Origin of the sequence: Rhizobium skierniewicense Ch11 (assembly GCF_023757665.1) — a bacterium.
GTDB lineage: Bacteria > Pseudomonadota > Alphaproteobacteria > Rhizobiales > Rhizobiaceae > Agrobacterium > Agrobacterium skierniewicense.
In genome coordinates this window covers 292,052-305,537 of the sequence record NZ_RXPG01000030.1, presented here as the reverse complement: position 1 = coordinate 305,537, position 13,486 = coordinate 292,052, and the positions used below count along the sequence as shown (strand labels likewise).

12 protein-coding genes are annotated in these 13,486 nt (G+C 56.6%); 8 read left to right on the top strand and 4 right to left on the bottom strand.

Annotated features, from left to right (window positions below; genetic code table 11):
• The 3 genes from EKM04_RS21300 to EKM04_RS21290 all read right to left on the bottom strand — a co-directional run bounded on the left by EKM04_RS21300 (window position 1) and on the right by EKM04_RS21290 (window position 3,777).
• On the bottom strand, window positions 1-1,131 hold the full coding sequence (locus EKM04_RS21300; RefSeq protein WP_183893348.1) for an ABC transporter permease: 1,131 nt from the start codon (window positions 1,129-1,131) through the stop codon (window positions 1-3).
• Window positions 1,124-2,047 (bottom strand): oligopeptide ABC transporter permease OppB, encoded by a 924-nt coding sequence (oppB, locus tag EKM04_RS21295; protein ID WP_183893346.1) that lies wholly within the window; start codon window positions 2,045-2,047, stop codon window positions 1,124-1,126. Before oppB ends, EKM04_RS21300 begins: the two co-directional genes overlap by 8 nt.
• A gap of 131 nt (window positions 2,048-2,178) precedes the next feature.
• A complete protein-coding gene (locus EKM04_RS21290; protein WP_183893344.1) occupies window positions 2,179-3,777 on the bottom strand; it encodes a peptide ABC transporter substrate-binding protein in 1,599 nt (532 codons plus the stop codon).
• A 214-nt stretch (window positions 3,778-3,991) separates the two neighbouring features.
• On the opposite strand from EKM04_RS21290, the gene EKM04_RS21285 reads away from it, so the two are divergent.
• From EKM04_RS21285 to EKM04_RS21250, 8 genes are all read left to right on the top strand, one after another.
• Window positions 3,992-4,771, top strand: a complete 780-nt coding sequence (locus EKM04_RS21285; RefSeq protein WP_183893342.1) for a DeoR/GlpR family DNA-binding transcription regulator — start codon at window positions 3,992-3,994, stop codon at window positions 4,769-4,771.
• Window positions 4,772-4,873: 102 nt separating this feature from the next.
• The gene (gene glpD / locus EKM04_RS21280) at window positions 4,874-6,385 is read left to right on the top strand and encodes a glycerol-3-phosphate dehydrogenase (RefSeq protein WP_183893340.1); all 1,512 of its coding nucleotides are present in this window, start codon (window positions 4,874-4,876) and stop codon (window positions 6,383-6,385) included.
• A gap of 72 nt (window positions 6,386-6,457) precedes the next feature.
• Entirely contained in the window at window positions 6,458-7,540 is a 1,083-nt protein-coding gene (locus EKM04_RS21275; RefSeq protein WP_183893337.1) for an ABC transporter ATP-binding protein, read from the top strand.
• A 12-nt stretch (window positions 7,541-7,552) separates the two neighbouring features.
• The gene (locus tag EKM04_RS21270) at window positions 7,553-8,623 is read left to right on the top strand and encodes an ABC transporter ATP-binding protein (RefSeq protein WP_183893335.1); all 1,071 of its coding nucleotides are present in this window, start codon (window positions 7,553-7,555) and stop codon (window positions 8,621-8,623) included.
• 3 nt (window positions 8,624-8,626) lie between these two features.
• Window positions 8,627-9,493, top strand: coding sequence for a carbohydrate ABC transporter permease (locus EKM04_RS21265; RefSeq protein ID WP_077106305.1), 867 nt, complete (start codon window positions 8,627-8,629; stop codon window positions 9,491-9,493).
• 14 nt (window positions 9,494-9,507) lie between these two features.
• Window positions 9,508-10,326, top strand: a complete 819-nt coding sequence (locus EKM04_RS21260; RefSeq protein ID WP_178111639.1) for a carbohydrate ABC transporter permease — start codon at window positions 9,508-9,510, stop codon at window positions 10,324-10,326.
• Window positions 10,327-10,341: 15 nt separating this feature from the next.
• Window positions 10,342-10,623 (top strand): DUF2160 domain-containing protein, encoded by a 282-nt coding sequence (locus EKM04_RS21255; RefSeq protein ID WP_174155083.1) that lies wholly within the window; start codon window positions 10,342-10,344, stop codon window positions 10,621-10,623.
• A gap of 78 nt (window positions 10,624-10,701) precedes the next feature.
• The gene (locus EKM04_RS21250) at window positions 10,702-12,423 is read left to right on the top strand and encodes an ABC transporter substrate-binding protein (protein ID WP_183893333.1); all 1,722 of its coding nucleotides are present in this window, start codon (window positions 10,702-10,704) and stop codon (window positions 12,421-12,423) included.
• Between the two features lie 252 nt (window positions 12,424-12,675).
• On the opposite strand, the gene iolB is transcribed toward EKM04_RS21250, so the two are convergent.
• A complete protein-coding gene (gene iolB, locus EKM04_RS21245; RefSeq protein WP_183893331.1) occupies window positions 12,676-13,485 on the bottom strand; it encodes a 5-deoxy-glucuronate isomerase in 810 nt (269 codons plus the stop codon).
• Window position 13,486: the final 1 nt, after the last annotated feature.

Sequence of the window (13,486 nt, the reverse complement as noted above, 5' to 3'; positions counted from 1 at the left end):
TCAGCGATCCTTGGGATCGAGCGCGTCACGCAGACCGTCGCCCACAAAGTTCAGAGAAAACAGCGTCAGCACGAAGAAGGTCGCCGGGAAGATCAGCAGCCATGGAGCCGACTGCATATTGCTGGCACCTTCGGAAATCAGCGCCCCCCAGCTGGTCAACGGCGCCTGAACGCCAAGACCGAGGAATGACAGGAAGCTTTCCAGAAGAATGACCTTCGGCACCACCACAGTCACAAAAACGACCACCGGTCCGATGGTGTTGGGAATAATGTGACGGCGGATGATCTGCCAGTCTGTCAGGCCCAGCGCCTGCGCGGCACCCACGAATTCACGCCGTTTGAGAGCCAGCGTCTGGCCACGCACGATGCGCGCCATATCCAGCCATTCCACCGCCCCGATGACAAGGAAGATCAGGATGAAACTTCGCCCGAAGAACACGACGAGCACAACGACCAGGAACACGAAAGGCAACGAATAGAGAATTTCCACGAAGCGCATCATCGCATTATCGACACGCCCGCCAATATAGCCTGCGGTTGCGCCATAGACGACACCGATACCGAGTGAGACGAGGCTGGCGAGAACGCCGACCGCAATCGAGATCTGCCCCCCCAGCATGACCCGAACGAGAAGGTCGCGACCGTTGCTGTCTGTGCCGAAGAAGAAATATTCTCGGTTCACATCGCCTTCGATCTTCAGCGTGCGGCCATCGTCTTCGGTGGCCACGACTGTGGTGTTTTCGAACTCATTGGCACGGTCGAAATAGCGCGTCGTGCGCGGATCGATCTGGCTGGACGACGTCACGGTCGCCGTAAATTTCTGGCCTTCGACCGCGAATTCCTTGAGGTCGACCCGTGCACGACCGGCAACCCCGTCCATCACACCCTGAAGACTACCGGCATCGGGCCGGGCTTCGAGGCTGGGCGGCACCGAGACGTAGGACGAAAACACCTGATCATAGGTGTGGGTGAGGAAATGCGGGCCTAGAAACGAAAACAGCGTGATCAGCAACAGCATGACCGAACCGGCCATGGCGGCTGTGTTTCGTCGGAAACGCATGGTTGCGAGTTGGAACAGGCTTCGGCTTTTCACCGAAGGAGAAACGGCTGATGTGCCGGGGATATCAGTCATGTCTGACCCTCGGATCAAGAAGGCCGTACAAAATATCGACCACCAGATTGAAAACGATGACGAACAGCGCGATGAGAACGACCGTTCCCATGACAAGCGTATAGTCACGATTGATAGCACCCAGCACGAAATACCGCCCGACACCGGGAATGGTGAAGATGGTTTCGATGACGGCAGAACCTGTAAGAAGTGCCGCGGCGCAAGGTGCAAGATAGGAAACCACCGGCAGCATCGCCGCGCGCATGGCATGGACGATGACGACGGTTCGAGCAGGCAGACCATAGGCCTTGGCGGTGCGAATGTGATCCATCCGCAACGCCTCGATCATCGAGCCGCGCGTCAGCCGCGCGATGACAGCAAGCTGCGGCAGCGCCAGCGCAATCATTGGCAACAGCAGATAACGCAGCGAACCATCGCCCCAGCTTCCGGCGGGCAAAAGACCGAGCAGAACGGCAAAGACCAGCGTCAACACGGGCGCGACGACGAAGTTGGGCACGGTCACGCCAACCGTCGAAAACGACATGAGCGAGAAATCGAAAAAACTGTTCTGCCGCAGGGCTGCGAACGTCCCCGCCAGCACGCCACCGACCAACGCCAGCAAAAGCGCGTAGAAACCGAGTTCCAGCGAATAGGGCAGACCCTTGCCAATCAGTTGGGCAACGGTGTTGTCCTTATAAATGTAGCTGGGACCGAAATCGCCGGTCACGGCGTTTTTCATGTAGATGAGGTACTGACGCCACAATGGTTCATCCAGATGATAGGTTCTCATCAGGTTTTCCATGGTCTGCGGGGGCAGCGGACGCTCAAGATTGAACGGACCGCCTGGCGCAAACCGCATCAGAAAAAAAGAAATCGTGACGACGATAAACAACGTCGGCACGGCGCTCGCCAAACGGCGCAGAACGAAAGAGATCATAAATGTCAGGCTCCGGCATGGCACGGCGGCAAAGGTCAACGGGATTTCACCCGCCGTGACTTTAGCCCGTTCTCGCAAACATGTCGCGCAGGGATGCGCGACATGTTTCAGAACCACCGTGGCAGCACTGCTTATTCGGAAACGCTCAGGAAGCGGCTGAGGTGCTCGTTGTTGGCATTGTCCACCCAGCCCTTGACACGGTTGGAAACCAGCCAGAGGTCCGCCTGTGTCAGGAACGGCGCAACCGGCTGTTCCTTCATCAGAATGGTCTCCGCCTCGTGCAGGATCTTGTTGCGGGCAGCAGGATCTTTCTCATCGTAAGACTTTTTCATCAAGGCATCGAATTCAGGATTGTTGAACTTCGAATAGTTGAAGGTCTTGTTGGACGAGACAGACAGCGCGAGGAAGTTTTCAGCGTCCGCATAGTCGGCAACCCAGCCAGCACGGGCAACGTTGAACTTGCCACCTTCCTGCAGGTAACCGTAGTGCGATGCGACGTCGAGGTTGACCAGCGAGACATTGGCACCAAATGTGGTCTTCCACATATCGGCAACGGCTGTCGCGACACGCTCGTGGTTGGGGTTTGTGTTGTAACGGATTTCGACGGAAAGCGGCTTGCCGCCGTCACCGTAACCGGCTTCCTTCATCAGTTTCACGGCTTCGTCTTCACGGTCGAGCTGCGACATGGACGCGAAATCGGCCTTCGCAGGCTCGCCGTAGCTACCCATGCCGGGCGGTACCATGGAATAGGATGGAAGCTGCGATCCGCTGTAGATTTCCTTGGCAAGGAAATCGCGGTCAACGGCCATGGAAAGCGCGCGGCGAACGCGAACGTCGTTGTACGGCGCTTCGCGTGTGTCGAAGGTGTAATAGTACGTCGCAAGTGTCGGAGACACATGGACCTGATCGCCATAGGACTTGCGCAGCCGGTCTAGCTGATCTGCCGAGAAGTTGTAGGCCAGGTCCATTTCCTTGGCTTCGAAACGACGAACGGACGCGGCCTGGTCATCGATCGGATAGAAGATGACTTTGTCGATCTTGGTGTTGGCAGCATCCCAGTGGTTCGGGTTCTTGACGACTGTCAGGCTGTCATTGGGAACGTGGGCCTGCAGCGTGTAGGCACCGTTGGATACCATCACACCGGGCTTCACGAAATCGGCGCCGTTCTTTTCGACGCTTGCCTTGGAAACCGGAAGCGCTGTCTGGTGCGCCAGCAGTTCAAGGAAGAAAGGGGTCGCGCGCTCAAGCGTGATTTCGAGCGTTTTCGCGTCCACGGCCTTCACGCCGAGCTCTTCGAGCTTGGCTTCACCCTTGTTGATCTTTTCTGCATTCTTGATGGGGTAAAGAATGTTTGCGTATTTCGCCGCCGTCTTCGGGTCCTCGACGCGCTGATAGGAAAACACGAAGTCCTCGGCAGTCACAGGCGTACCGTCGGACCATTTGGCATTTTCGCGCAGCTTGAATGTGTAAACCGTGCCGTCATCCGACAAGGTCCAACTTTCGGCGGTACCAGGAATGATCTTACCATCAGCACTATAGGTGGTCAGACCCTCATAAAGGTCCTTCACGATGAAAGCTTCGATATCGATCGACGTCTGCGCCTGATCGAGAGTTTGTGGCTCTCCGGAATTTCCACGATGCAGAACGGTTTCTGCGAGAGCTGAACTGGCGCCAATCAGAAGCGAGCCGAGCAGGATAGCGGCGCGCGTTGTTGTTTTTATAGTCTGCATTTTTTTAATTTCCCCATAAAGTGTGAGAGCGCGCAAACAAGGACAAAATCCGCTGAGGCGCAACCCCAATATTTATCAGGCGGACAAATTAGAACTCTCACCAGGTGGCTAGTTGTGGAAAACCTTTCTCCAAACCGGCCCGAGGCCACACTTTCGTTTTCAAAAAAAATGCAATAAAACGAAAGTCCACAGATAAGGTCGGGTAGAAGCATCCATGTTTTTCTCATCGCGCCAGCTTGATATCATTGACCTCGCAAAATCCGAAGGCAAGGTCAGCGTCGACGATCTGGCCTCGCGATTTTCAGTCACGGCGCAGACGATCCGCAAGGATCTGAACGATCTTTGCGAAGCCCGCGCACTGACACGAATCCATGGCGGCGCGATCTTTCCCAGCAGCAGGGAAAATGTGAAATACGAGGCACGACGCTCGATTGCTGCGGCGGAAAAACAGGCGATTGGACGCGCCGCTGCGGAGATTATCCCGAACAACTCATCGCTGCTCATCAACATTGGCACAACCACCGAAGCAGTCGGCGAGGCATTGATCGCGCATCGGGAGTTGATGGTTATTACAAACAATATCAACGTTGCCAACAGGTTAAGAATATTTCCCGACATCGAGGTCGTGATTGCCGGCGGTGTCGTTCGCGGCACAGACGGCGGTATTGTCGGTGAAGCCGCGGTAGATTTCATCCGCCAGTTCAAGGTGGACTACGCCGTGATCGGCGTATCGGCCATTGATAAGGACGGCGCCCTGCTGGATTACGACTTTCGTGAGGTGAAGGTCGCGCAAGCCATCATCGCAAATGCGAGGCACGTCATTCTCGTGTCCGACTCCAGCAAATTCGAGCGCACGGCACCGGTCAGAATAGGTCATCTTTCGCAGGTCCACACGTTCATAACAGACCACTGTCCGCTTGAATCCGTAAAAGCCATTTGCACCGAAAACGACGTTCATTTAATCGAAACCGAACGTTCGAAGCCTGAAAACTGAAATGATGAGCATTCGTTTGACATTCACTTTGTTTTCATTTTAACTCCTGTTAATTTCGAATTCCAAGAATAAGCGGCGGAATGTCGCATCAGGGAGAGTGACGTGACGGAACAGGCGGTTCGCGATATTTTCGTGATCGGTGGGGGCATCAACGGATGCGGCATTGCCCGTGATGCCGCCGGACGCGGCTATTCCGTGACATTGGCCGAGATGAACGATTTTGCTTCCGGAACCTCTTCAGGGGCAACCAAGCTCATTCACGGTGGCCTTCGCTATCTCGAACATTACGAGTTTCGTCTGGTGCGGGAAGCGCTGATGGAGCGCGAAGTCCTCTGGGCCATGGCACCGCACATCATCTGGCCGATGCGCTTCGTTTTGCCGTTTCACAGGGGCGGCATCCGCCCCGCCTGGCTCATTCGCCTCGGTCTATTCCTCTATGATCACTTGGGCGGTCGCAAACTGTTGCCGGCCACGAAATCGCTCGACATGCGCCGCGATCCCGCAGGCAAGCCGTTGAAGCCGCTCTTCACCAAAGCCTTTGAATATTCAGACGGCTGGGTGGATGACGCTCGCCTCGTTGTTCTGAATGCCCGTGATGCCGCCGACCGTGGCGCAGACATCATGAGCCGCGCGAAAGTGGTATCCGTTCGCCGTAACGGCGAGCTGTGGAATATTGATATCAAGGAAAGCGCGACCGGCACCGTCAAGTCCGTTCAGGCGCGCATGTTGGTCAACGCCTCCGGCCCTTGGGTAGATAATGTTCTTTCCAACGCAGCCGGCAAAAATCAGGTTCACAATGTCCGTCTGGTTCAGGGCAGCCACATCATCGTGAAAAAGAAGTTCAACGATGTCAGGGCCTATTTCTTCCAGAACCCCGACAACCGCATTATTTTTGCGATCCCCTACGAGACGGATTTCACGCTGATTGGCACGACTGACCGCGACTATGATGGTGATCCTGCAGATGTGAAAATCAGCGGCGAGGAGACCGATTACCTGTGCAACGCTGCCAGTGAATATTTCGCCGAGCCGGTCACGAAAGACGACATCGTCTGGACCTATTCGGCGGTGCGCCCGCTGTTTGACGACGGTGCGTCCAGTGCGCAGGAAGCAACACGCGACTACGTGTTGAAGCTTGAAAATGCCGATGGGCAGGCACCTCTTCTCAACGTGTTCGGCGGCAAGCTGACAACCTATCGCCGTCTGGCGGAACACGCGTTGGAGAAGGTAGCGGAAGCCATCGGCGACAAGGGCAAGCCCTGGACGGCCAAGAGTTCGCTTCCGGGCGGCGACTTCGCAGCGACTGGTTATGAGGCTGAAGTCAGCAGGCTCAAGGCGAAATATAGCTTTCTATCGGAGCGGCAAGCGCGCAGACTGGTGCGCCTCTACGGCACGAAATCACATGCGATCCTTGCCGATGCGACGAGCATGGCAGCACTTGGCCAACATTTCGGTGGCGATCTCTACGAACGCGAAATCGAGTGGTTGATCCGCCAGGAATGGGCCAGAACCAGCGACGACGTGCTGTGGCGCAGAACGAAGCAGGGGCTGCACTTCTCCAAGGAGGAAGCAGCCGCGCTGGATACTTACATGGCGACAGCTATCGCCGCTTGACGTTTGCCGCGATCGGCAGGCGTTTGAAAATTTGAAGCAGATATCTTGCAGGTTGGGAGGCCTCGGGACAGCATGCTGGAATTACGCAATATCGCCAAGATGGTGGGTGGTGATTACCACATCTACCCAACCAATTTGACCCTCAAGCGGGGCACGCTCAACGTGCTGCTGGGGCCGACGCTATCCGGGAAAACATCTCTGATGCGGCTGATGGCCGGTCTGGATAAGCCCACCGAAGGGCAACTGCTGTTCGATGGCACTGATGTGACCGGCAAGCGCGTGCAGGATCGCAGCGTCGCCATGGTGTACCAGCAGTTCATCAACTATCCGGCGCTCACCGTTTACGAAAACATCGCCTCCCCGATGCGCATCGCCAAAAAGGACAAGGCGACGATCGATCGGGAAGTGCGTCGCGCTGCCGATCTGCTCCGCCTTACGCCCTATCTCGACCGCACGCCGCTCAACCTTTCCGGCGGTCAGCAGCAGCGCACAGCACTCGCACGCGCCATCGTGAAGAATGCCAGTCTTGTTCTGTTGGACGAGCCTTTGGCCAATCTCGATTACAAGCTGCGCGAAGAATTGCGTGAGGAATTGCCAAAGATCTTCGCACTGTCCGGCGCCATCTTTGTCTACGCAACGACCGAACCATCCGAAGCACTGCTTCTAGGCGGCAACACCGCCACAATGCATCAGGGGCGCATTGCCCAGTATGGCAGCACCATTGAACTCTATAGAAATCCGGTCGATCTCGTCTCTGCCAGGACCTTCGCTGATCCGCCACTCAACATCATGGAACTGACCCGCTCCGGTGCATCGTTCCTGTATAACGGCCAGCCGGTGTTCGACGTACCCGCGCACCTCTCAGGCATTGCCGATGGCCCTGTCACCGTCGCGTTCCATCCGCACCACCTCTATCCGACACCAACCCACAACGGTGCGGTGAAGCTTGGGGCAAAGACGTTGATCTCGGAAATCGCCGGTTCGGAAAGCTTCATTCACGTCGATTTTGCTGGCAACCGCTGGGTGATGCTGACGCGCGGTATTTTGGATATCGAACCGGACCGTCAGGTCGATGTCTATCTGGATACCCGCCATCTGATGGCGTTCGATGCGAATGGCAGCTCGCTTGCACGTCCCCAACCAGCAGCCGCGTGAGGAGAAGAGACCATGGCACGCATCAGTCTCGATCATATCCGCCACGCCTATAACGCCAAGGCCAAGGCAGCCAACGATTACGCCCTGAAGGAAGTGAATTACGAATGGAGCGATGGCGGTGCCTATGCGCTGCTCGGCCCATCCGGCTGCGGTAAAACCACCCTCCTCAACATCATTTCCGGCCTGATCAATCCTTCGGACGGCCGCATCCTGTTCGACGGCCGAGACGTCACGAACCTGCCGACGGAACAGCGCAACATTGCGCAGGTGTTCCAGTTTCCGGTCATCTACGACACGATGACGGTTTACGATAATCTGGCCTTTCCACTGCGCAATCGCGGCGTAGCGGAGACAGATGTGGATCGTCGCGTCAACGAAATCCTGGAGATGATCGATCTTGGCGCGATGGCAAAGCGTCGCGCCAATCGCCTGACCGCGGATCAGAAACAGAAGATTTCGCTGGGCCGAGGCCTTGTCCGCGACGATGTCAACGCCATCCTGTTCGATGAGCCTCTGACCGTCATCGATCCGCACATGAAATGGGTGCTGCGCTCGCAGTTGAAACGGCTGCACAAGCAGTTCGGTTTCACCATGGTCTATGTCACGCATGACCAGACGGAAGCCATGACCTTCGCCGACAAGGTCGTCGTCATGTATGACGGCCAGATCGTGCAGATCGGCACGCCCGCTGAATTGTTCGAGCGACCAAGCCATACCTTCGTCGGTTACTTCATCGGTTCGCCCGGCATGAATTTCATGCCTGTATCGCTCGATGGCGCACAGGCAAAAATAGGCGATCAATACGTCTTGCTCGACGCAGCCCCGGGTGTAACGTCGGGCGCGAAGACGGAACTCGGCATTCGCCCGGAATTCATTTCGCTGGGTCGCGAGGGCATGCCCATCACAGTCAGCAAGGTCGAGGATATCGGCCGACAGAAGATCGTCCGTGCCAACTTCGCCGGACATCCGCTGACGGTGGTGGTGCCGGAGGACGCGGATATCCCATCAGAACCGCGCGTCACTTTCGATCCAAAAGCCATCGGCATTTACGCCGATAGCTGGCGCGTTGGCACGGGAGCCTGAACCATGGAAAAGACGTTCAACAACAAGGCATGGTTTCTGGTCATCCCGGTTCTGATCCTGGTGGCATTTTCCGCCGTCATTCCTTTGATGACGGTCGTCAACTACTCGGTTCAGGATACGTTCGGAAACAACCAGTTCTTCTGGGCCGGAACGGACTGGTTCGTGCAGATGCTGCATTCGCCACGCTTCTGGGATGCGCTGATGCGCAACCTGATCTTCTCCTTCGTTATTCTGGCAATCCAGATTCCGCTCGGCATTCTCATTGCGCTCAACATGCCGAAAACCGGTCTAGGCGTGCCGGTCTGCCTTGTGCTGATGGCGCTGCCGCTTCTCATCCCGTGGAACGTCGTGGGCACCATCTGGCAGGTCTTCGGGCGCGTCGACATCGGCTTTCTCGGCCATTACCTGTCCATGCTTGGTATCGACTATAATTATACGCAGGATCCGGTCGATGCATGGGCCACCGTCATCATCATGGATGTCTGGCACTGGACGAGCCTTGTGGTTCTGCTGTGCTATGCCGGCCTGGTCTCCATACCCGATGCCTATTACCAGGCGGCCCGTATCGATGGGGCGTCGCGCTGGTCGGTCTTCCGCTACATCCAGTTGCCGAAGATGAAGCGCGTGCTGCTGATTGCCGTTTTGCTGCGCTTCATGGACAGTTTCATGATCTACACCGAACCCTTCGTCGTGACCGGCGGCGGTCCTGGTAACTCTACCACATTCCTCTCCATCGACCTCGTGAAGATGGCCGTTGGCCAGTTCGATCTGGGTCCGGCAGCGGCGATGTCGATCATCTACTTCCTGATCATCCTCGCCCTTTCGTGGATCTTCTACACCGTCATGACCAACAGCGACGAACAGGCTTGAGAAAGGAGACCATCATGAGCAATTCAAAATCCATCGCCCGCTTCTCCTTCCTCATCCCGACGATCTACATCCTGTTCCTGCTGCTGCCGATCTATTGGCTCGTGAATATGAGCTTCAAGGAAAACGGTGAAATTCTCGGTGCGTTCTCGCTGTGGCCGCAGAACCCAACATTGCGAAACTACACCATCATCTTCACAGATCCGGCATGGTATAATGGCTACATCAACTCCATCATTTACGTGGTGATGAACACCGTCATTTCGGTCGCCGCCGCCTTGCCTGCCGCCTATGCGTTCTCTCGCTATCGCTTCCTTGGCGACAAGCACCTGTTCTTCTGGCTCTTGACCAACCGCATGGCGCCACCTGCCGTTTTCGCCCTACCGTTCTTCCAGCTGTATTCCGCCTTCGGTTTGATCGACACGCATATCGCCGTTGCGATTGCTCACTGCCTGTTCAACGTTCCCTTGGCGGTGTGGATCCTCGAAGGCTTCATGTCGGGCGTTCCCAAGGAAATCGATGAAACCGCCTATATCGACGGCTATTCCTTCCCGCGCTTTTTCGTGAAAATCTTCATGCCCCTGATTGCCAGCGGCATCGGTGTCGCGGCCTTCTTCTGCTTCATGTTCTCGTGGGTGGAACTGCTGCTGGCCAGAACGCTGACGACCACAGCTGCCAAGCCTATTGCCGCGACCATGACCCGCACGGTCTCAGCCTCCGGCATGGATTGGGGCGTGCTGGCAGCGGCTGGGGTGCTGACCATCATTCCCGGCGCCCTGGTCATCTATTTCGTCCGAAACTACATCGCCAAGGGCTTTGCCCTCGGCCGCGTCTGAGAAAGGAAGAGATCGATGAGTTTTTCCTGGATGGCGTGGACACTCCCCACGGCTCTGTTTTTTCTGACCATTCTGGCGCTTTTGATCGGCATGGGAATTTGGGAATATGTATCGCCCGGCGGCAATCCGCGCGTCGGCATATTGCGGTTCGAGACCACGCGCGGCGACCGGCTGTTCGTGTCTTTGCTCGGCTCTGCATTCATCCACCTCGGTTGGCTTGGCCTCGTTGGCCCCGGCCTGTGGTGGGCACTGGCTCTTTCGGTCGTCTATGCGATTGGCGTGTTCCGCTTCGTATAGGCTGGCTGACGGGAATACCGGGAGGGAGGACCGCCCGGATATGCATCTACGCAATCGCAAAACCTTGGGAGGATTATTATGCGAATGCATCTTTTGACGACGACGGCGGCGGCACTTCTGGCCATATCAGGCGTGGCAAATGCCGGAATGAACGAGGCCAAGACCTTTCTGGACAAGGAAATCGGTGATCTCTCCAGCCTTTCCCGCGCTGATCAGGAAAAGGAAATGCAATGGTTCATCGATGCTGCAAAACCTTTTGCCGGCATGGATATCAAGGTCGTCTCGGAAACACTGACGACGCATGAATACGAGTCCAAGGTACTGGCAAAAGCCTTTACCGAAATCACGGGTATCAAGCTGACGCACGATCTCATCGGCGAAGGCGACGTGGTGGAAAAGCTGCAAACGCAGATGCAGTCTGGCGAGAACATCTACGACGCCTTCGTCAACGATAGCGATCTCATCGGCACCCACTGGCGTTACCAGCAGGCCCGCAACCTGACGGACTGGATGGCCAACGAGGGCAAGGACGTCACAAATCCCGGTCTCGACCTGAAGGATTTCATCGGCACCAAGTTCACGACAGCACCTGACGGCAAGCTCTACCAGCTTCCTGACCAGCAGTTCGCGAACCTCTACTGGTTCCGCTATGACTGGTTCAACGACGAAAAGAACAAGGCCGACTTCAAGGCCAAGTATGGCTATGACCTCGGCGTTCCCGTCAACTGGTCTGCCTACGAGGACATTGCCGAATTCTTCACAGGTCGCGAAATCAACGGCAAAAAAGTCTATGGCCATATGGATTATGGCAAGAAAGACCCGTCGCTCGGCTGGCGCTTCACCGATGCCTGGCTGTCCATGGCTGGCAACGGCGACAAGGGCCTTCCGAACGGCCTGCCGGTCGATGAATGGGGCATCAAGGTCAACGAGAAATCGCAGCCGGTCGGCTCCTGCGTTGCCCGTGGCGGTGACACCAACGGACCAGCCTCGGTCTACGCCATCCAGAAATATCTCGACTGGTTGAAAGCCTATGCACCTCCAGCAGCACAGGGTATGAACTTCTCCGAATCCGGCCCGGTCCCGGCGCAGGGCGAAGTCGCGCAGCAAATCTTCTGGTACACGGCCTTTACGGCTGATGCGGTCAAGAAGGGACTGCCCGTCGTCAACGAGGATGGCACGCCGAAATGGCGTATGGCCCCCTCCCCGCACGGCGTTTACTGGAAAGACGGCATGAAGCTTGGCTATCAGGACGTGGGTTCCTGGACACTGATGAAGTCCACTCCTGATGACCGCGCCAAAGCCGCATGGCTCTACGCGCAGTTCGTGACGTCCAAGACCGTTGACGTGAAGAAGAGCCATGTCGGCCTGACGCTCATCCGCGACTCGTCGATCAACCACGAGAGCTTCACCAAGCGCGCCAAGGAACTCGGTGGCTTGATCGAGTTCTACCGCTCGCCAGCCCGCGTTCAGTGGTCGCCAACCGGCACCAATGTTCCTGACTATCCAAAGTTGGCACAGCTGTGGTGGCAGGCAGTTGGTGACGCCTCGTCGGGCGCAAAGACCGCGCAGGAAGCCATGGATTCGCTTTGCGCCGAACAGGAAAAGGTCATGCAGCGTCTGGAACGTGCAGGCGTTCAGGGCGAAATCGGACCAAAGCTGGCTGAAGAGCACGATCTTGAATACTGGAACAAGGACGCCGCCTCGAAGGGCAACCTTGCACCACAGCTGAAGATCGCCGAGGAAAAAGAAAAGCCGATGACCGTCAATTATGATGAGCTGGTCAAGAGCTGGCAGAAGTAGTCTGCTGCGACAAACGATCCGGGGGGCAGCTCGCTGCCCCCTTTTTTTCGGGCGCATGACAGATGCCCACACCAATACCATCATCATCGGGTTTGACCCGAAAATTTACACAGGTAAGAGCGGGGTGCGATGTATGCCTTGTTCTGCTCCTACCTGAAGACACATGGTCAATACGAGGCGCCTGAGGGTCTTTCAAGAACCCTGATACGTCCGAACCTTCCTGTCATGCGCTTGATCATCGGCGCCTGGGTGTTAACCGTTATCTCGCTTGAATATCCAGTCGTGATCCGGATGGTTTTCGAACCGCCACTTGCGCATCGGTCCCGCCATGACGTTGAGATAATACATCTCGTAGCCATAGGGCGCGCCGCAAGGGTGATGGCCTTTTGGCACAAGCACCACATCGCCATCCGAAACGGCCATGGTTTCATCCAGCGAGCCATCTTCGGTAAAGACCCGCTGAAAACCGAAGCCCTGGGCCGGGTTGAGGCGATGGTAGTAGGTTTCTTCCAGATAGGTCATGTCGGGGAAATTATCCTCGTCATGCCTGTGCGGCGGGTAGGACGACCAGTGACCGGAGGGGGTGAAGACTTCCGTGACCAGCAGGCTGTCGGCCACATCGCGATCTTCCATGGCAATGGGGAAGATGTAGCGCGTGTTGGCACCCTTGCCGCGTTCGCTGAGCGAAATACCATCGGGGCCGATGATCTGCGCTTCCCTGCCCGGCTTGGCCGGTGCGGTGCACACGCCGATGGTACAATCTGTTGTGGCGGTTACCGACCATGAGGACCCGGCAGGAATGTAGACACAGTGTGGCGGCTTGCGCTCGAACACATTCATGCGATCGCCGAGTTCGCCGAATTTTTTGTCTTCGGACGAAACGTCAGCCTTCCCTTCGACCAGAACCAGGATGACTTCGGTATCCCCGGTTTCCTCAGTCGCCGTCTCGCCTGGTTTCAGCCGGTAGAGACCGAAACCAACATAACCCCAATTGGCACTTTCAGGCGTGATATCGTGAACCTTGCCGGTCTTTCCGGTTGGTTTGCGCAGCAGATTGGCCATC